The organism is Brucella sp. 22210 (genome assembly GCF_052045675.1).
Lineage (GTDB): Bacteria > Pseudomonadota > Alphaproteobacteria > Rhizobiales > Rhizobiaceae > Brucella.
This window is the reverse complement of the sequence record NZ_JBQEPD010000004.1, coordinates 168,233-187,224: the sequence shown is the minus strand read 5'-3', so window position 1 is coordinate 187,224 and position 18,992 is coordinate 168,233. Positions and strand designations below refer to the sequence as shown.

Here is an 18,992-nt window from a genome sequence, read left to right as displayed (position 1 = left end):
CCCCTACTCCCTTAACTCACGCATGTCCCGCGTCGGAAACCAGCCGCGACATGTCGATGCCCATATGCATCATGAGGCGCGAATATTTGCCTTCGATGTCGCTGTCGAAAAGCATGTCGAGCGGCGCATCGCAGCATAGCCAGCCATTATCGGCCAGTTCGGCTTCGAGCTGCCCCGGCGCCCAGCCGGAATAACCCAGCGCCATCAAAACCTGCGACGGACCCTTGCCGCCATAAATGGCGCGCAGAATATCGACCGTTGCCGTCAGGCAAACTTCTTCAGAAACCGGCATTGTGGAATCAACCATGTAATCGTCGGAATGCAGCACAAAGCCGCGCGTGCGATCCACCGGACCGCCATTGCGCACCACCATATGCTGCGTGCGCTCGGGCAGTATAATCAGCTCATCCTCGTCAATCACGCCGATCTGGCGCAGAATATCCGGGAACCCGATCGGTTGAAGCTGGTTGATGATGAAACCCATCGCGCCCTCATCGGAATGGGCGCAGATATAGACCACCGACCGGGCAAAACGCTCGTCGCTCATGCCGGGCATGGCAAGCAGGAATTGCCCGTTTAAGAACCCCTGCTCCTGGTTTGGCTTCCGCATCGTGGTCATAGTGATGAAGGTAGCAAGCCTGTAGAAAATAACAATGGGCGTCGCAAATTTGTCTTCAAAGGACGCAAAAATATAATTGCTCCCAACAATGTTGGACTTGAAGCAACCATGATTTCATTTCATTTTTAAGTCATGAAAACACGCTTGAATATTCTCGCTCTCGGCCTGCTGGCAGCCTCAGCTTTGCCAGCATATGCTTCGACCTCCGCCTGGACGGAAACCCCCGGCGGGCGTGTGCGCGTCATCATTGAGGATGGTACGGTTTCGGCTGAAGCCGGGCCCGGGCGCGAGATACGCGGCGCGTTGCAGATCGAGTTGCAGCCGGGATGGAAAACCTACTGGCGCAATCCGGGCGATGCCGGTGTGCCGCCACAGATCAATCTCGACGGAAACGCCAACGCCCAGATCGATTATCCCGCGCCGGTGCGGTTCGGTGGTGACGATGATGGCATCGGCTATAAGAAGCCGGTTTCTCTGCCCATCATCTTCAAGCTGCAGCCCAATGATACCCGCCTTAAAGGCCATGCCTTTCTCGGCGTTTGCGAACATATCTGCATTCCCGTGCAGGCGGAGTTCGACTTCCCCGTGAGCGAAAGTGCTGAATCCGCCGAGCCGCAGGCTATTGCCGCGCGCACCATCGTGGAAACAGCGTTCGGGCGTCTTCCGGCCACGGCTTCTCCCACTTTCGGCGTCAGCGCCGTGAAGCGTGATGAGGACACCGCAATCTTCACATTGGCCGTGCCGGACCCGAAAGCGCCTGCCGAGCTTTTTGTCGCCAGCGACAAGCTTCGCCTGTCCGATCCGGTCGCCTCTGACGGTCGCAACTTCACCATAAAGGTCAAGGGTGATGCGCGGTATGCAACCGTCGACTACACCATCGTGCAGAATGGCAAGGCAGTGTCAGGACAGGTCACGCTCGACTGATCCCGGCGATTTCTGCTTCGCCTGAAGCGGCTGCCCATCCTCCCCTATTTTGATGGCGACATCAGCGTTTTGAAATTGTCGAGCGCCCCGTTATCGGTTTAACTGTCGCGGCTCGCGCTTCGCGGTGCGGCAATGACAGTTTTAAAATCAGGCAGCGGACCAGACGGCGATTTGTCCCCTGCCCTCAGGAGAAAACAGATGACGATCAAAGTTGGCGACACGCTTCCGGCAGCAACCTTCAAGGTCAAGACTGCGGACGGCGTCAAGGAAGTGACGACCGACGAAGTCTTCAAGGGCAAGAAGGTCGTTCTCTTTGCCGTTCCGGGCGCTTTCACGCCGACCTGCAGCCTCAACCACCTGCCGGGCTATCTCGACAATCGCGATGCAATCCTCGCCAAGGGTGTGGACCAGATCGCCGTGATCGCCGTCAACGACGCCTTCGTGATGGGCGCTTGGGCACAGAGCACCGGCGGCGAAGGCAAGATCCTCTATCTCGCAGACGGTTCGGCCACCTTCACCAAGGCAGCAGGCCTTGAACTCGACGCAACCGCTGGCGGCCTTGGCATTCGCTCCAAGCGCTATTCGGCCATCGTCGAAGACGGTGTGGTCAAGACGCTCAATATCGAAGAACAGGCCGGTCAGGCCGTCACTTCGGCTGCATCGGCAATTCTCGAGCAGCTTTGATCAAATTCAAAAAGGGCGGTGAAAACCGCCCTTTTCTCATACCCAAAACATCGTTTTACCCGGCGCTTACTGCACCTTTAGCGATTTGCGACCGCCATATTTGAACGGCTCCATACCGGCCCGGGCCAATTCGTCGGCCCGTTCGTTTTCCGGATGACCGGCATGGCCCTTGACCCAATGCCAATTGACCTTGTGCGGCTTGCGCGCCTCATCCAGCAACTGCCATAGCTCGGCATTCTTCACCGGCTTCTTTGCCGCCGTTTTCCAGCCATTGCGCTTCCAGCCTTCGATCCAGCCGGAAATACCGTCGCGGACATAGACCGAGTCCGTATAGAGATCGACTTCGCAAGGTTCTTTGAGCGCAGATAGCGCAGAAATTGCCGCCATCAACTCCATACGGTTGTTGGTGGTGTCGGCCTCGCCGCCCTTCAGCTCTTTCTCGTTGCCGTTCCAGCGCAGCACCACGCCCCAGCCGCCGGGGCCGGGATTACCTGAGCAGGCGCCGTCGGTGTAAGCCTCGATCTGCTTCACGCATCCGCTCCCTGCGGTTCCAGCCCATATTCGGCAGCCGAAACAATCTGGCGGTGGAAGCGCATCTTACGCACATATTCCATCGGGTCTTTCTTCATGACGAAACTGCCATCGGGAACGGTCAGCCAGTCATAAAGCCGCGTCAGCATGAAGCGCATTGCAGCGCCGCGTGAGAGAACAGGCAGCGCACCGGCTTCCGCCGTCGAAAGCGGACGGATCGACGTGTAACCGCGCAAAAGGGCCGCGCCCTTGGTGCGATTGTAGGAAAAGTCCTTTTCGAAGCACCATGCATTCAGGCAGATGGCGACGTCATAAGCCAGAATGTCGGTGCAGGCGAAATAGAAATCGATGAAGCCCGACAGCTTGTCGCCGAGGAAAAACACATTATCAGGAAACAGGTCAGCATGGATCACGCCTTGCGGCAGATCGGCAGGCCAGTTTTTCTCCAGAAAATTGAGGTCGGCTTCCGCTTCCTCGACCAGCCCCGGTTCAACCGTGTCAGCGCGTTCACGCGACATGTCCCAGAGCGGACGCCAGTCGGGCAGCGTCAGCCCGTTGCGGCGGCGCATGGCGAAATCCTCGCCTGCAAGATGCATGCGCGCCAGCCCCTCACCCACGGCCTCGCAATGAGCGACGGTTGGCTTGCGCATCCACATGCCTTCGAGGAATGTGACGATGGCCGCCGGACGCCCGGCAAGTTCGCCAATCGTTTCGCCATCGCTGCGCACCACCGGCTGCGGGCAGTCGAGACCGCGCTGCGCCAGATGCTGCATCAGACCCAGAAAGAATGGCAGATCTTCACGGTTGGTGCGCTTTTCGTAAAGCGTCAGAATGAAGGAACCGGATGTCGTGTGCAGGAGATAGTTGGAATTCTCCACACCCTCGGCAATGCCCTTATAGGAAGTCAGCGTGCCGATATCGTATTGCTGCAGGAATGCGCCAAGTTCGATCTCATTAATATCAGTATAGACGGCCATGCCGTTTATTTCCCCTATATGACCTTGGGCATTATCTTGGGCATGATCTGGGGCGCCAGCTTCGGAATACCGGCAACCCTGTTCTCGCCATTGACGAATGCCATATCCTGCACCGTCAGTTCCACATCGCGAATTTCACGATTCACAAGGAAGTTCTCGGTTTCCACTGCCGTTTCCGCCAGTTCGATGCGCACATCGAAGCGATCGCGGAACGATGCGATGATTTCATCGACGATGATTTCCGGTGCAGAAGCGCCTGCCGAAAGACCGACAACAGAAATATCGCCGATCTTGTCCCACTCGATATCGGCGGCGCGCTGCACCAGCATGGACATGCGTGCGCCGGCCTTCTCCGCCACCTCAACCAGACGTTTCGAATTGGACGAGTTCGGCGCACCGACGATCAGGAAAAGGTCGCAGCCCGGCGCTGCCGCGCGCACCGCATCCTGACGGTTGGTGGTGGCATAGCAGATCGATTCTGCCGCTGGTGCCGAAAGATTGGGAAAGCGCGCCTGCAATTCCTCGATAATGCCTGCCGTATCGTCCACCGAGAGCGTTGTTTGCGTGACGAAGCCCAGATTATCCTCATCGGCAAAATGGCAGCTGCGGGCATCCTCGACCGTCTCGATCAGCGTAACCGCGCCTTCCGGCAACTGGCCCATCGTGCCGATGACTTCCGGATGGCCGGAATGACCGATCAAAATGACATGGCGTCCAAGCCGCTGATGGCGCATGGCCTGCTTGTGCACCTTGGAAACCAGCGGGCAGGTCGCATCTAGATAGAAGAGGTTCTTGGATTCAGCATCGGCAGGCACCGACTTCGGCACGCCATGAGCGGAGAAAACCACTGGCTGATCGCGATGCTCCGCCGGGATTTCATCAAGCTCTTCGACAAAGATCGCGCCGCGGGATTGCAGCCCTTCGACCACATAGCGGTTATGCACGATCTCATGGCGGACATAGACCGGTGCACCATATTTCTTCAGCGCCAGCACAACGATCTGGATCGCCCGGTCGACACCGGCGCAAAAGCCGCGCGGACCGCAAAGGCGGATTTCCAGTGGGGGGCGCTGATCGGTCATGAAGAAGCTCGCGGGTTCGGCGTGACTAAAATCTAAGGTCTGTAGACACGGAGTTGGGCCGCAACGCGGCTAAAGTCAACCCCTTGGCTGTTTTCGATAGCGCCATAGCCACGTTCCAACAACCCCGAGCAGCGCCAGTGCGAGGCCATACCACGTCACGGCATATTGCAGATGATTGTTGGGAAATTCGATGATCGTCACCCCGCCAATGGGCAGACCGCCCGGATTGGGCTTGTTGTCGGCATCGATAAAGAACGGCACGACCTGATTGATATCCGGCAGATCGGCACTTTCGGCCATAGCCGCCCAGTCCTTCCAGAAGAAGATATTCTTGGCGATATCGTTATTCGGCAGGAAGAAGCCCGGTTTCGCTGACAACGGATCACGCGCCAGCCCGGTGATGCTCACCGGGCCGTCCAGCTGCCCGTCGGCGCGGGTGGCCGGGTCCTTCTTTTCATAGGGAACGAAGCCGCGATTGACCAGCACGAAGCGGCCATCTTCCAGCATCAGCGGCGTATAGACATTATAGCCCGCAGCGCCTTCATAGGTGGACAGGAAGTGCCGCTCGCCCTGATGCATGAAGGTGCCCGACACCGTGACCGGCAGATATTCGACCGTACCCTTTTCCTTATAGAGCTTTTCCATATCCGCCAGCGACAAGGGCGGTTCCTTGATGCGCTCATTGGTGGAAGCGATCAACGCTTCCTTCCAGAACAGCCGCTCCACCTGCCAGGTGCCGAGCACGAGCAGAATGATCAGCGCGATGCCGGACGCGATGACAACACCCCAGGGAAAACGACGGGAAACCTGACGCTCTGTCATTCTTTCGTATCCGGCTGGCTGTCGGCATTTGTTTGTATCGTGCCGGGGGCAGCCTTGTTGCGATATTGCATATTGATCAGAATACCCTTCATCCATCGCATGGCGACAAGGCTGAGGATGATCGCCAGCGGCACCCACAGGATGAAATGCACCCACAGCGGCGGGCCAACATTGACTTCCATCCAAAGCGCCAGCCCGACGACAATGAAGCCGATAATCAGGATCACGAAGGCCGCCGGGCCATCACCGGAATCCGCGAAGGAATAGTCAAGCCCGCAGGAGTTGCAGCGCGGCGCAACCGTCAGGAAACCATTGAAGAGCTTGCCCTCGCCGCAGCGCGGGCAGCGCCCGGCAATACCGCTTTTGATCGGATCAACCGGCGGATAGAGATTGGCATCAGGCATAGCGCGCTCCTTCATTTCAATACTGCTCCAGACAAGCAAAAGGCGGCCATGTTGCCAAGGCCGCCTCGAAATTCAGATTACGGCCAATTAGCCGCCATGCATCGGCGCACCCCAGCCACCCCAGACATAGATGGCGAAGAACAGGAACAGCCAGACCACGTCAACGAAGTGCCAGTACCAGGCGGCAGCTTCGAAACCGAAATGCTGCTTCGGCGTGAAATCGCCACCGATTGCGCGGAACAGGCAGACCAGCAAAAAGATCGTGCCGATGATCACGTGGAAACCGTGGAAGCCGGTGGCCATGAAGAAGGTCGCGCCGTAGATCGAGTCCTTGAACGCGAACGGAGCGTGCATGTATTCATAGGCCTGCACGAACGAGAACAGAATGCCGAGCACCACGGTGATGGCGAGGCCGGTGATCATGCCTTTGCGGTCGTTATGCAGCAGCGCATGGTGCGACCAGGTCAGGGTCGTGCCCGACAGAAGCAGGATCACGGTGTTGTAGAGCGGCAGGTGAAGCGGATCGAGAACCTCGATACCCTTCGGAGGCCAGACGCCGCCCGTAAACGTGGCGCGTGCAACCTGATGCACTTCATTCGGGAAAAGGCTTGCATCGAAAAACGCCCAGAACCATGCCACGAAGAACATGACTTCCGAGGCGATGAACATGATCATGCCATAGCGCAGATGCAGCGACACCACACGGGTGTGATGACCCTCATGCGCTTCCTTGATCGTGTCCGACCACCAGCCGAACATGCAATACAGCACGATTGCGAGGCCGATGAAGAAAAGCCACGGCGTTACGAGGTTGTGCCCGAAGAACGGCAGCTCACTCGAATTGATGTAACGCATCCAGGCGATGCCGCCGATTGCGAGCACAAAAGCGCCCATCGAGCTCAGGAACGGCCAAGGGCTGGGCGCTATAATGTGATAATCGTGGTTCTTCTCGTGTACGTCCGCCATGTCTCTCCCCGTAATCCCCTGAGGGGCTCCTCTCTCGTGCCTGCCTGCTGAAATCCGCCAAGGGACACACGCAAGCGCGACTATGTTTTGCGTCAGATGGCTCCCTGACCAGATGCCGCATACCGTCAATAATCAAGCGGTTTTACCGACGGTCCGAATCCGACAATAAAACCAGTCATCGCATTTGTCTTTGCGGCATTATGTGCCGCATCGAAACTCGTGTCCCTTTATCCCCCGCTGCTCGTCGCAGCTTCGGTCTTCGTCGCCGGCTTCGCGTCAGCAACCGGCTTCGGCTTTTCGATCGGGAAAAAGGTGTATGAAAGCGTGATGGTCTTCACATCCTTCAGATCGGGGTCGTTGACGATCTCCGGATCGACGAAGAAAACCACCGGCATTTCCATGTCTTCGCCCGGCTTCAGCGTGGTATCCGTGAAGCAGAAGCACTGGACCTTGTTGAAATAAGCGCCTGCGCGGCCCGGCGAGACATTGAAGCTCGCCCGGCCAAACGTCGTCTGATCAAACAGATTGCGCCCTTCATATTTGATCATGGCGGTTTCGCCGATACGCACCGTCACTTCGCGCTGCACGGGCTTGAAATCCCAAGGCAGGCCATTGGCCGTATTGGCGTCGAAACGCACCTTGATCGTCCTGTCGAGGATCGTATCGGAATATTGTTCGACACGCTGCGTGGTGCCGCCATAACCCGTGACCTGACAGAAAAGCGTGTAAAGCGGAACAGACGCATAGGCTGCGCCGATCATGCAAACGAAGAAAGACACGCAGGCAATGGCAATGGTCCGGTTGGAACGCTGCTGCCGCTTGAGCTTTTCGTCTTTATCCTGCTGATCTGCCATGGTCTCCTCCCAGTTTCCCTCCCGAAACAGCCTAACCCGAACTTTTCGTCAGAGCGGCCGTACCAGAACATTGGCACCCAGTTTCGCTATCGTACCGACATAGACGAGCAGCACGAACAGCGCCAAAGCAATTGCCAGTCCCCAGGACCGGTTGCGCTGGGCTTTCTTTTGCTGTTCGGTCGGTACGACCAGTTCCAGCTTCTCATGTACCGATACTGGCACCGGCTTTTCTACCGTCTTATCCATTACAACACTCCAAAGGCATGAAGCGCCTTCAACGTCAGTGCCTCAACCAGCATAACCGCGAACAGGCCCGACAGGTACACCAGCGAAAAGCGAAACAGCTTGCGCGCGGCCACCAGCATGGCGGGCTGCGATGCGGCCATCCACATGCGCCAGGCATAATAAACAAAGGCTCCGCCCAGCAGCACCGATACGGCGCCGTAAACCGGGCCTGCAAAACCCATGGCCCATGGCAATACGCCGACCGGCGCCATGAGCAGCGTGTAGAACATCGCCTGACGGCGCGTTGAAAGCTCGCCCTTCACATTCGGCATCATCGGAATGCGCGCAGCTTCGTAATCATTGGTCGAGAACAGCGACAGCGCCCAGAAATGCGGCGGTGTCCAGAGGAAAATGATCATGAACAGCACAACGCTGTCCCAAGTGATCTCGCCCGTTGCCGCTGCCCAGCCGATCATGGGCGGGAACGCGCCCGCAGCGCCGCCAATGACGATATTCTGCGGCGTCGAACGCTTGAGCCACATCGTATAGATGACGGCATAGAAGAAGATGGTGAAGGCCAGAAGCGCTGCCGACAGCCAGTTGACCATCAGGCCGAGCGTCAGCACCGAGAAGACCGACAGCGTCAGACCGAAAGCCAGAACCTGATTGGGCGCAATCACACCGGCCGGAATCGGGCGGTTACGGGTACGCTTCATCACCGCGTCGATATCCGCGTCGTACCACATGTTCAGCGCACCGGACGCGCCAGCGCCGACTGCGATGCACAAAATGCTGATGGCAGCCAGAACAGGGTTCATCGTGCCCGGAGCAAGGACAAGTCCGACCAGCCCCGTGAATACCACAAGGGACATCACGCGCGGCTTCAGCAGAACCAGATAGTCCCGCGCCGTTGCCTCCGAGAACGCGACTGCGTCATTCGGGCCCGAAACGCTTACGTTTTTTTCCACCAGCGACATTAGACTTCAATAACCTCAAATTCACCGGTCCGACCACCGCATCTTGTTCGATGCAGTTCGACAACCAACACAACTTGTCCCTCCCGGAGAACATCCGTTCCTGCCGGAAATGCCGTGCAATTGTCGGCAGGCCAAACCTGCCAGTACGGTCATAACGCGATGGGCGGAACAGAATGTCGCCCGCCTTTAGCACAATTTGTTGGAAAGGGCGAAGTCTTTTGCAGACCTCGCCCTTCGCACGATTACTTGATGCGCGGCAGCTGTTCCCACTGGTGGTACGGCGGCGGAGAAGGAAGCTGCCATTCCAGCGTGGTTGCGCCTTCGCCCCATGGGTTTGCACCGGCTTCACGCTTCTTCGCGAATGCCTCGAAGACATTGTAGAGGAAGATCAGCACGGCAAAGCCCGAAATATAGGAACCGTAGGACGACACCATGTTCCAGCCTGCATAGGCATCCGGATAGTCGATGTAACGGCGCGGCATGCCAGCGAGACCGAGGAAATGCTGCGGGAAGAAAATCAGGTTCACGCCGATGAAGGTGACCCAGAAATGCAGCTTCGCGGTGAACTCGTTATACATGTAGCCGCTCATCTTCGGGAACCAGTAGTACCAGCCCGCAAAGATCGCGAAGACAGCGCCGAGCGACAGAACGTAGTGGAAGTGCGCCACAACGTAATAGGTGTCGTGCAGTGCACGGTCGAGACCGGCATTGGCGAGCTGAACGCCCGTCACACCACCGACCGTGAACAGGAAGATGAAGCCGATTGCCCACAGCATCGGTGCGCGGAAGGTGATCGAACCGCCCCACATGGTCGCGATCCATGAGAAGATCTTGATACCTGTGGGAACCGCGATGACCATCGTGGCGAACACGAAATAGCGCTGCGTGTCGAGCGACAGGCCGACCGTGTACATATGGTGCGCCCAGACCACGAAGCCGACGACACCAATCGCGACCATGGCATAGGCCATGCCGAGATAACCGAAGATCGGCTTGCGCGAGAAGGTCGACACGATGTGGCTGACGATACCGAAGCCCGGCAGAATCAGGATGTACACTTCCGGGTGACCGAAGAACCAGAACAGATGCTGATAGAGGATCGGATCACCACCGCCATCCGGCGCGAAGAAGGTCGTGCCGAAGTTGCGATCGGTCAGCAGCATGGTGATGCCGCCTGCCAGAACCGGCAGCGAAAGCAGAAGCAGGAACGCCGTCACCAGAACAGCCCAGGCGAAGAGCGGCATCTTGTGCAGCGTCATGCCCGGAGCGCGCATGTTCAGGATCGTGGTGATGAAGTTGATTGCACCGAGGATCGACGACGCACCGGAAATGTGCAGCGCCAGAATGGCGAAATCGATTGCCGGGCCAGGCTGACCGCTCGTCGAAAGCGGCGGATACAGCGTCCAGCCGCCACCAGGACCCCAGCCGCCAGGTGCCGAAGGCATGAACAGCGAGATCAGAAGCAGCGTCAGCGCAGGCGGCAGAAGCCAGAACGAAATGTTGTTCATGCGCGGGAACGCCATGTCCGGCGCGCCGATCATCAGCGGCACCATCCAGTTGGCGAAACCACCGATCAGCGCAGGCATGACCATGAAGAAGATCATGACCAGCGCGTGCGCCGAGGTGAACACGTTGAACATCTGCTTGCCGGCATCAAGCGCGGCATCGCCCTCAACACCGTAGACCATGGACGCAAGGCCATGGAAAATCTGAATGCCCGGTTCCTGAAGCTCGGCGCGCATCGCGATAGACAGTGCGCCGCCGATGATACCGGCAATGATTGCGAAGATCAGGTACAGGGTACCGATGTCTTTATGATTGGTCGAGTATACCCAACGAACCCAGCCGTGCGGCTTGTGGTCGTCGTGGGCACCATGCTCGTGAGCTGCTGTGCCAGCCATGGAATTCGCTCCCGTTTTTCAACAGTTTGGCGTTCGGGATCAGAGACCCGCCGCAGCCACTTTATTGTTTTCGCCACCTTCGACGGCAGCTTGCAGCGCCTTGTTCGCACCGTTCAGATCCGAACCCGCAGCGGCGAGCCAGGTCTGATACTGGTCTTTCGAGACAACGCGCACGGCGATTGGCATGAACCCGTGATCCTTGCCGCAAAGCTCGGAGCACTGACCGTAATAGAGGCCTTCTTTTTCAGCCTTGAACCAGATTTCGTTGATACGGCCAGGAACGGCGTCCATCTTTACGCCGAAGGCAGGAATGGTCCAGGAATGGATCACGTCGGCAGCAGTCACCAGAAGGCGAACGCTTTCACCGACCGGAACGACCACTTCATTGTCGACGGCCAGAAGGCGCGGATAGCGGGACTTATCCTCTTTGCCCGCAGCGGCGCGATCGCCATCCTTCAACAGAAGGGCATCGAAGCTGACCGGATTGTCGACCTGATATTCATAACCCCAGTACCACTGGTAGCCGGTCGCCTTGATCGTCAGGGACGGGTCTTCCGGCGAATATTGCGCGGTCAAAAGCTGGAACGACGGCACAGCCAGGAACAAAAGAATGATCACGGGACCGACGGTCCAGATCACTTCGATCATCGTATTGTGGCTGGTCTTCGACGGTTCCGGATTGACGCTCGCCCGGAAGCGAAGCACAACGATCACCAGCAACGCCAGAACCAGCAACGTAACCGGAATAATGAACCAGAGCGTATAGCGCTCAAACCAATGAATCTGCTCGGCAATACCCGTTGCAGCGTCCTGAAATCTCCATTCCCATGGACGCGGCTGATCCGCCAAAGCGGCACCGGTCATCCACAGCACTGCAAGAGCACCAACGACGGCGCCCTTCGTTGTGGCAACAATCTTATCCACCAGAACTCTCTCCCTTTTCGCCCTTTCAGGCTGGACGCCGGACGCAAATGACGGCCGCATCCCCCGTCGGCGTTCAAATCACACCTTAACGCACACCGCAAGGAAGGCGAATATGTTCCTGTGCGGCATTTTTGCGCGCAGCTTTTGCCCGCAGACAGAACCGCTCCCAATTCCGCCCGGATTCCTAACCTTATGACAGCGCATCCGTAAACCGGCAAAAACTTGGGAAAAACCTACAAATCTCATAATGAAGCCATGATTTGAAAAGAGGTTTTGCCGCACGTGCTACGTGACAATCGATCCAACAGGCGATATCACCGTTGCGATGACGGCTTTAATTGACGATGACTGATAATCGCGTCTCTGATTGCTTTTCATGGCTGATGCTGCGCGTTAACGTCCCACTGATTCGATCAGGGATTCGATCTGGAGATTTCATGACTGTCCGCATGCTTGCCAACCGCCCGATTCTTCAGCGCCTGATGGCTCTTGCCGCTGGTGTTAGCCTGTCGCTTGCCGCCGCGACCTTGCCGTCTGCCGCGCAGGACACGCCCGCGCCGTTGCAGACACCGGATCAGGCCCCGGCTGCGCAGTCGCAGGCCGCCCCGACCAACCCGCAGCAAAGCGGCAAGCTGAAGTCGCAGCACGGCGCATGGGCTGTACTCTGCGATACGCCTGCCGGCGCCAAGACCGAGCAATGCGCGCTGATCCAGAACGTGGTTGCCGCGAAGCGCCCGGAACTCGGCCTTTCGGTCGTGGTTCTGAAAACCGCCGACAACAAGGCGCGCATTCTTCGCGTGCTGGCCCCGCTCGGCGTTCTGCTGCCGAACGGTCTTGGCCTCAATGTTGACGGCAAGGATATCGGCCGCGCCTATTTCGTGCGCTGCTTCGAAGACGGCTGCTATGCGGAAGTCATTCTCGAAGACGAACTTCTGAAGACGCTGCGTTCCGGCAAAGCCGCAACCTTCATCGTCTTCCAGACGCCGGAAGAAGGCGTCGGCATTCCGGTGGATCTGAAGGGGTTTGGTGAAGGCTTCGACGCCCTTCCCTGATCACAACTGCGATGAGCGGTTGTTCTCAACCGTTTTAAGGCTTACATCCTGCAGCAGACACATGCTGCAGGATTTGTTTTATGAAAAGCCTGATCGACAGTTTCGATACCGGACGTGACGATATCGAACGCCTCGTCGCCGCGAGCCTCAAGGGCAGCGACGACGGCGAACTCTTCATCGAATATCGCGAAGCTGAAGCGCTCGTTTTCGACAATGGCCGCCTCAAGACCGGTTCCTTCAATCAGGATCAGGGTTTCGGCCTGCGCTCGGTTGCCGGAGAAGCCATCGGCTACGCCCATGCGGGCGATCTTTCGATGGCCGCGCTGAAGCGCGCCTCAGATGCGGTTTCCGCGACCATCAAGGGCTATGGCGGCACCTATGCCGCAGCACCGGCCGGTACCAATCGCCATCTCTATACCGACGAAAACCCGATCGGCTCGCCGACCTTCGATGCGAAAGTGCAGCTTTTGCAGCAGATCGATGGCTATCTGCGCGCCAAGGACCCAAAGGTCCGTCAGGTATCCGTCTCGCTCGCCGGTTCATGGCAGCAGGTTGAAATCCTGCGCGCTGACGGCCATTTCGTGCGCGATATCCGCCCCATGGTGCGGCTCACCGTATCGGTCGTGGCAGGCAGCGGCGACCGCCAGGAATCCGGCTCGCATACGCTGGGCGGGCGCAAGGGCTTTGGCGAATTCATCACCGTCGAAAGCTGGCAGCACGCAGCCGACGAAGCTCTGCGGCAGGCGCTGGTCAATCTGGAAGCGATCCCTGCCCCGGCAGGCACGTTCGACATTGTTCTCGCCAATGGCTGGCCGGGCGTCATGCTGCATGAGGCGGTCGGCCATGGCCTCGAAGGCGATTTCAACCGCAAGAAGACCTCGGCCTTTGCCGGACTTCTCGGCCAGCAAGTGGCGTCCAAGGGTGTCACGGTCGTCGATGACGGCACGATTGCCGAGCGTCGCGGCTCGCTGACCATCGACGATGAAGGCACGCCGACCAATCGCACGGTGCTGATCGATGATGGCAAGCTGGTCAACTACATGCAGGACCGCCAGAATGCGCGCCTGATGGGCATGGAGGCAACCGGCAACGGACGCCGTGAATCCTATGCCCATGCGCCGATGCCGCGCATGACCAACACATATATGCTCTCGGGCGACAAGACACCGGAAGAGATCATCGCCTCCATGAAGAAAGGCATTTATGCCGTTTCGTTTGGCGGCGGACAGGTGGACATCACCTCCGGCAAGTTCGTGTTCGGCTGCACGGAAGCCTATATGATCGAGGACGGCAAGGTTGCCGCACCGATCAAGGGCGCCATGCTGATCGGCAACGGCCCGGACGCCATGCAGCGCATTTCGATGATCGGCAACGACATGAAACTCGATACCGGCAGCGGCAATTGCGGCAAGGGCGGCCAGTGGGTTCCAGTCGGGGTTGGCCAGCCGCATCTGCGCATGGATCAGGTCACTGTGGGCGGCACGGCGGTCTGATGTATCGCCGTTTCGCAACGGAAATTCAGCGCATTTGAAAATCTGCACCGAAGGCGTTTATAAAGCTCTCAGAAGGCTTATAGAAAATATAGGCTGATCTGGAGATGCATATGCCTGGTTCTTCATACGACTGGACAGGAAAGCAACCCGACAAGCGCAACCGGCAGAAGCGCATGCTCATCATCACGGCGATCGCGATGGGCGCGCTCATTCTGCTGTTGGGGCTTGTGGACGGGCTTTTGATCCTGCTCGGTTAATGGTGCCCGTTTACGAAATCGACTGTGCAGGTGTAACAACGCCGGACGAACTCTGGCGACGCTATCTTGCTGTGGTCCCGGCGCAGGATGCACAATCCTTCGGTTATACGCTCGATTCTTTCTGGGATGCCGTGCAGTGGCAGGGGCCGGGCTGGCCCGGCGAATGCGAGCTTGTGTTCAAAAACACAGAAGCGCTGAGCGAACTGCACACGCTCGGAGGCAAGCCTTTTCTGGAAGCCTTCAAACGGCTGGTGCATGACACCAGCCGCATTTCGATCAGGCTAGCTTAGCACTACAGTTGCAAATTCGTCAGGCCGCGGCGAAACGAGTGATTTTCGAGCACCGGAGCGGAGCGTACTTTTGGATACGTGAGCACCGGAGCACAGGAAATTGCTCGTTGCAGACCGGCATCACGAAGAATGCGACTGTAGTGTTAGATCGTCAGATATTCTGCCCGCCGGACACTTCGATGCGCTGGCCGGTGATCCAGCCCGTGCCGCCCGACAAAATGGCAGCCACAGCACCACCAATGTCGTCCGGACGACCGACGCGACCCATGGCCGTTGTGCTCGCGATCATCTTGTTGACTTCTGGCATGTCGCGTACCAAGCCGCCGCCGAAATCCGTTTCGATGGCGCCGGGCGCAATCGCGTTCACCGCAATGCCGCGCGGGCCAAGCTCGCGAGCAAGATAGCGCGTCAGAACCTCGATGCCACCCTTCATGGTCGCATAGGCCGAATAGCCCGGCAGCGCAAAACGGGCGAGCCCGGTCGAGACATTGAGGATTTTGCCGCCATCCTCGATCAGTGGCAGTAGGGTCTGCGTCAGGAAGAAGACGCCTTTCAGATGCACATTGACCAGACCGTCGAAATCTTCTTCCGTGGTTTCGGCAAAAGGCTTGTGAACGCCATAGCCGGCATTGTTCACCAGATAGTCGAAGCGCGTCCGCTGCCATTTATCCTGAAGCGCCTGCCGCAGCTTTTCTGCAAAACCCGCAAAACTAGCAACCTTCGCGGTATCCAGCGGCAAGGCAATGGCGGTGCCGCCCTCGGCTGCGATTTCGGAAACTGTCTCTTCTGCTGCTTTCGCATTGCTCTGATAGGTCAGGACGATGCCGACGCCCTGCTTGGCCAGATGAAATGCTGCGTTGCGGCCAAGCCCTCGGCTACCGCCCGTGATGAGTGCAATCGTCATGTCAGTTTCCCTTCGTTCAACGAACTCTGGTTCCTATATTGGCTCTTTCCCGTTCGTTCGGCCTGCCTCTTTCTCCGCGAAACATGCCCAATCCTCCGAAGGCTCCGATTTCTGTGTCGCCAGAAATAAAGGCTTGCTATGCTTTTGCCATGTCCGAACATGCTTCAAATCTCGCAGCCCGCTGCATCGAAATCGCCCAGGAAACTGCGGCGGGGCCTTATCCTGCGCCGACAGGTATCGAAGGTGTTACGGTGGTATGTTCACCGGCCGTATCGGAGATCCGGCCCGATATGTATCAGCCGATGATTTGCCTGGTCCTCCAGGGGGCCAAAGAAATTCTGCATGGCGAACGCGCCGTTCGTTTCGATGCGGGCATGACGGCGATAGTCTCGCACGAATTGATCACAGGCGCGCTAATTGTCGAAGCCAGCACCGATAGGCCCTATGTGGCTCTTGCCTGCCGGATCGATCTGGAGATTTTGCGCGCGCTTCAGGGCGAGATTGAGCCGGATATGATTGCGGCAGCGCGCAGTGAAGCCGTGGCCACTGGCAGGGCCGATACGGGTGTGACCGATGCCATGACACGACTGCTCGATCTGCGCGACAAACCGCTCGAACGCCGCGTTCTCGAGCCGATGATCCGCAAGGAACTGCATTTCCGTGTGCTTCTGACCCGCAACGGTGCGATGCTGCGCCAGCTGGCCCAGCCGGGCAGTCCGGCAAGCCGCATCGCAAAAGCGATCACCCATATCAAGCAGCACTGGAACGACCCGATCCGCACAGAAGAACTGGCGGATATTGCCGGAATGAGCCCTTCCAGCTTCCACGAGCATTTCAAATCCGTCATGGCCACCACGCCGCTGCAATATCAAAAGGCGCTGCGGCTTCTGGAAGCGCGCCGCCAGTTGAGCGAGACCGCCGTGCCGGTTTCATCGGTTGCTTTTGCTGTCGGCTATGAAAGCCCAACGCAGTTCAGCCGCGATTATCGCCGCGCCTACGGCACTCCACCCCGCGAAATGCGGGCGCGATAAGGGACTACTTTTAAGGCAAGGCCCGCACATAATCGATGAAGGCGCGCAATGGCTTCGGCATGACCCGGCTGGAGAAATAGAGATGCGGCCCGTCAAAGGCTGGCCACCAGTCGGACAGCACCGGCACCAGTTCGCCGCGCTGCTGATAGGGTTCCAGCCAGTTGCGGAAACTGTAGATCAGGCCATGTCCCGCCACTGCCAGATTGAAAGCGCCCCAAACACCTGTCGTGCCGATGATCAGCCGCCCCGGCGGATCGACCGTGACAATCTCGCCGTCCTTCTCGAATTCCCAATCGGTCAGCGCGCCGCTGATAAAACGCATGCGGATACAATCATGCTCCAGCACGTCAGCTGGATGCTGCGGCATCCCTCGTTTGTCTATGTAGCTTGGTGCAGCCATCAGTGCGCCCCATTGCTGACGCGGCCCGATGGGCACTGCGATCATATCCTGCGCCAGATGCTCGCCATAGCGGATACCAGCGTCGCAGCCAATGGCATTGAAATCGACGAACCGATCATCCACCATGACCTCGATCTGCACGTCCGGATGTTTGGCAAGAAAGCCGTCGATCAGCGGCGGCAGAATGTCATACATGACTGCGCCGGGTACGTTCAGCTTCAGCCTGCCCCGCACCTCGTTCTGCGAACTGGCAGCTTCATCAAGGGCGGCGCGCGCTTCGGCCATCACCGGCCCAAGCCGTTCCACAAGGGCGCTGCCCGCCTCCGTCAGGTGAACGCTGCGCGTGGTGCGGATCAACAGTGGAACGCCCAGCCGCGCCTCCAGTCGCGAGACCGTCTCGCTGACCATGGAGGCCGAAACGCCGAGCCACCGCGCTGCATTGCGAAAGCCGCCGGAACGGGCCACCGCCAGAAAGACCGATACGTCATCGAGGGGAAGAAGCTGCCTATTGTTCGCCATAGCGAACAAGCTATCCGCTTCAAGCCCGGTTATCAATGCTTATGCGATCAGTCATAGTTCGGGAAAAGGAGATTTCAGATGAGCAATCATTCTTCCGCCGCCCCTGTAACGGATATTCAAAGCAGCCCGGCAGCCGCAGCCGGTCGCTTCACCTTTCCCGGCACCTCGATTTCCGTCAACAGGATGGGTTACGGCGCGATGCAACTTGCCGGGTCGCATGTGTTTGGTGAACCGCGCGACCCTGATGAAGCCCGCGCCGTGCTGCGCGAAGCCTTGACGCTCGGTATCGACCATATCGACACCAGCGATTTCTACGGTCCATATGTGACCAACCGCCTCATTCGCGAGGCGCTTTACCCCTACCCCGCCGAGCTGACGCTGGTGACCAAGATTGGTGCGCGGCGCGACGACAAGGGCAACTGGATCTTGCAGCGCGATGCGGATTTCCTGCGCCGTTCTGTCGAAGACAATCTCGAACGCCTCGGTCTTGACCAGATCGCCATCGTCAATCTGCGGATGGGCGAACCTGCCGATGACGTTGCCGCGCCCATGCGGGCCATGCGGCAGATGCAGGATGAAGGCCTGCTCGGCCATATCGGCATCAGCAATATCGACCCAAAGCAACTCCAGACAGCGCGCGACATCGCCCCGATTGTCTGTGTGCAGAACCTCTATAATCTGGTGAACCGAAGCGATGAGGCCATGATCGACCATCTGGCTGAAGACGGTATCCCTTACGTCCCCTTCTTCCCGCTGGGCGGCTTCAACCCGTTGCAGACGGACGAACTGAACCGGGTCGCGGAAGAAATGGGCGAAAGCCCGCAAAGCGTGGCTCTGGCCTAGCTTCTGCAACGCAGCCCGAATATTCTGCTGATCCCCGGCACATCGCGCAGAACCCATCTGCGCCAGAATATCGCCGCGGCTGCCTTGACGATCAGCGCCGAACACAAGGCCCGTCTGGACGCCATAGCTGCTCTCGCCTGATGCAGCCTGCAATCGCTTAAAATAAAACCGCCTCAAGGGCGGTTTTATTGCCAGAGCGGTTCCGGTTAAAACGGAATCGTGGAACCGCTCTATCTATTTGTTTTTACGCATTATCCTACGCATCGAAGCAGGATCAGAAATCAGTCCAGTGGACTGATTTCCCTGCGTAGGC

The 18,992-nt window shown here is 58.3% G+C and carries 21 protein-coding genes and 1 pseudogene; 8 read left to right on the top strand and 14 right to left on the bottom strand.

Annotated features, from left to right (window positions below; genetic code table 11):
- Positions 1 to 16: 16 nt before the first annotated feature.
- The gene (locus tag ACTJKP_RS07970) at positions 17 to 619 is read right to left on the bottom strand and encodes a YqgE/AlgH family protein (RefSeq protein ID WP_113534709.1); all 603 of its coding nucleotides are present in this window, start codon (positions 617 to 619) and stop codon (positions 17 to 19) included.
- Between the two features lie 132 nt (positions 620 to 751).
- On the opposite strand from ACTJKP_RS07970, the gene ACTJKP_RS07965 reads away from it, so the two are divergent.
- On the top strand, positions 752 to 1,543 hold the full coding sequence (locus ACTJKP_RS07965; protein WP_113534708.1) for a protein-disulfide reductase DsbD domain-containing protein: 792 nt from the start codon (positions 752 to 754) through the stop codon (positions 1,541 to 1,543).
- 198 nt (positions 1,544 to 1,741) lie between these two features.
- Positions 1,742 to 2,227: a peroxiredoxin gene (locus tag ACTJKP_RS07960; RefSeq protein WP_151590396.1), complete on the top strand. Its 486-nt coding sequence runs from the start codon at positions 1,742 to 1,744 to the stop codon at positions 2,225 to 2,227.
- A 66-nt stretch (positions 2,228 to 2,293) separates the two neighbouring features.
- On the opposite strand, the gene rnhA is transcribed toward ACTJKP_RS07960, so the two are convergent.
- From rnhA to coxB, 11 genes are all read right to left on the bottom strand, one after another.
- A complete protein-coding gene (gene rnhA / locus ACTJKP_RS07955) occupies positions 2,294 to 2,758 on the bottom strand; it encodes a ribonuclease HI (RefSeq protein ID WP_078338079.1) in 465 nt (154 codons plus the stop codon).
- Complete coding sequence (locus tag ACTJKP_RS07950; protein WP_440630247.1) at positions 2,755 to 3,735, bottom strand: homoserine kinase; 981 nt, start codon at positions 3,733 to 3,735, stop codon at positions 2,755 to 2,757. Before ACTJKP_RS07950 ends, rnhA begins: the two co-directional genes overlap by 4 nt.
- A 14-nt stretch (positions 3,736 to 3,749) precedes the next feature.
- Positions 3,750 to 4,817, bottom strand: coding sequence for a 4-hydroxy-3-methylbut-2-enyl diphosphate reductase (gene ispH, locus ACTJKP_RS07945; protein ID WP_078338077.1), 1,068 nt, complete (start codon positions 4,815 to 4,817; stop codon positions 3,750 to 3,752).
- A 75-nt stretch (positions 4,818 to 4,892) separates the two neighbouring features.
- Positions 4,893 to 5,639 carry an SURF1 family protein gene (locus ACTJKP_RS07940; RefSeq protein ID WP_440630246.1) on the bottom strand — a complete coding sequence of 249 codons (747 nt, stop codon included), beginning with the start codon at positions 5,637 to 5,639 and terminating at the stop codon, positions 4,893 to 4,895.
- Positions 5,636 to 6,043: a DUF983 domain-containing protein gene (locus ACTJKP_RS07935; RefSeq protein WP_440630321.1), complete on the bottom strand. Its 408-nt coding sequence runs from the start codon at positions 6,041 to 6,043 to the stop codon at positions 5,636 to 5,638. Before ACTJKP_RS07935 ends, ACTJKP_RS07940 begins: the two co-directional genes overlap by 4 nt.
- Before the next feature lie 87 nt (positions 6,044 to 6,130).
- Positions 6,131 to 7,009, bottom strand: a complete 879-nt coding sequence (locus ACTJKP_RS07930; RefSeq protein ID WP_078338075.1) for a cytochrome c oxidase subunit 3 — start codon at positions 7,007 to 7,009, stop codon at positions 6,131 to 6,133.
- A gap of 227 nt (positions 7,010 to 7,236) precedes the next feature.
- The gene (locus ACTJKP_RS07925) at positions 7,237 to 7,863 is read right to left on the bottom strand and encodes a cytochrome c oxidase assembly protein (RefSeq protein WP_078338074.1); all 627 of its coding nucleotides are present in this window, start codon (positions 7,861 to 7,863) and stop codon (positions 7,237 to 7,239) included.
- A gap of 48 nt (positions 7,864 to 7,911) precedes the next feature.
- A complete protein-coding gene (locus tag ACTJKP_RS07920; RefSeq protein WP_078338073.1) occupies positions 7,912 to 8,109 on the bottom strand; it encodes a hypothetical protein in 198 nt (65 codons plus the stop codon).
- Complete coding sequence (locus ACTJKP_RS07915) at positions 8,109 to 9,065, bottom strand: heme o synthase (RefSeq protein WP_440630245.1); 957 nt, start codon at positions 9,063 to 9,065, stop codon at positions 8,109 to 8,111. The genes ACTJKP_RS07920 and ACTJKP_RS07915 overlap by 1 nt, the downstream gene beginning before the upstream one ends.
- Positions 9,066 to 9,307: 242 nt before the next feature.
- Entirely contained in the window at positions 9,308 to 10,966 is a 1,659-nt protein-coding gene (ctaD, locus tag ACTJKP_RS07910) for a cytochrome c oxidase subunit I (RefSeq protein WP_078338071.1), read from the bottom strand.
- 39 nt (positions 10,967 to 11,005) lie between these two features.
- Complete coding sequence (gene coxB / locus ACTJKP_RS07905; RefSeq protein WP_138786570.1) at positions 11,006 to 11,890, bottom strand: cytochrome c oxidase subunit II; 885 nt, start codon at positions 11,888 to 11,890, stop codon at positions 11,006 to 11,008.
- A 437-nt stretch (positions 11,891 to 12,327) separates the two neighbouring features.
- Here coxB and ACTJKP_RS07900 point away from each other — a divergent pair, with 437 nt between their 5' ends.
- The 4 genes from ACTJKP_RS07900 to ACTJKP_RS07885 all read left to right on the top strand — a co-directional run bounded on the left by ACTJKP_RS07900 (position 12,328) and on the right by ACTJKP_RS07885 (position 14,982).
- Positions 12,328 to 12,942 (top strand): invasion associated locus B family protein, encoded by a 615-nt coding sequence (locus ACTJKP_RS07900; RefSeq protein ID WP_078338069.1) that lies wholly within the window; start codon positions 12,328 to 12,330, stop codon positions 12,940 to 12,942.
- An 80-nt stretch (positions 12,943 to 13,022) separates the two neighbouring features.
- The gene (gene tldD / locus ACTJKP_RS07895) at positions 13,023 to 14,435 is read left to right on the top strand and encodes a metalloprotease TldD (RefSeq protein WP_078338068.1); all 1,413 of its coding nucleotides are present in this window, start codon (positions 13,023 to 13,025) and stop codon (positions 14,433 to 14,435) included.
- Positions 14,436 to 14,545: 110 nt separating this feature from the next.
- Complete coding sequence (locus ACTJKP_RS07890; protein WP_182522620.1) at positions 14,546 to 14,692, top strand: hypothetical protein; 147 nt, start codon at positions 14,546 to 14,548, stop codon at positions 14,690 to 14,692.
- Positions 14,692 to 14,982 carry a hypothetical protein gene (locus tag ACTJKP_RS07885; RefSeq protein WP_440630244.1) on the top strand — a complete coding sequence of 97 codons (291 nt, stop codon included), beginning with the start codon at positions 14,692 to 14,694 and terminating at the stop codon, positions 14,980 to 14,982. Before ACTJKP_RS07890 ends, ACTJKP_RS07885 begins: the two co-directional genes overlap by 1 nt.
- 151 nt (positions 14,983 to 15,133) lie before the next feature.
- On the opposite strand, the gene ACTJKP_RS07880 is transcribed toward ACTJKP_RS07885, so the two are convergent.
- A complete protein-coding gene (locus tag ACTJKP_RS07880; protein ID WP_440630243.1) occupies positions 15,134 to 15,886 on the bottom strand; it encodes an SDR family NAD(P)-dependent oxidoreductase in 753 nt (250 codons plus the stop codon).
- A gap of 149 nt (positions 15,887 to 16,035) precedes the next feature.
- On the opposite strand from ACTJKP_RS07880, the gene ACTJKP_RS07875 reads away from it, so the two are divergent.
- Positions 16,036 to 16,917 carry an AraC family transcriptional regulator N-terminal domain-containing protein gene (locus tag ACTJKP_RS07875; RefSeq protein ID WP_440630242.1) on the top strand — a complete coding sequence of 294 codons (882 nt, stop codon included), beginning with the start codon at positions 16,036 to 16,038 and terminating at the stop codon, positions 16,915 to 16,917.
- Between the two features lie 10 nt (positions 16,918 to 16,927).
- Here ACTJKP_RS07875 and ACTJKP_RS07870 read toward each other — a convergent pair whose 3' ends face one another.
- Positions 16,928 to 17,836 carry a LysR family transcriptional regulator gene (locus ACTJKP_RS07870; RefSeq protein ID WP_440630241.1) on the bottom strand — a complete coding sequence of 303 codons (909 nt, stop codon included), beginning with the start codon at positions 17,834 to 17,836 and terminating at the stop codon, positions 16,928 to 16,930.
- 78 nt (positions 17,837 to 17,914) lie between these two features.
- Here ACTJKP_RS07870 and ACTJKP_RS07865 point away from each other — a divergent pair.
- Positions 17,915 to 18,820, top strand: a pseudogene (locus ACTJKP_RS07865) (oxidoreductase).
- Positions 18,821 to 18,992: the final 172 nt, after the last annotated feature.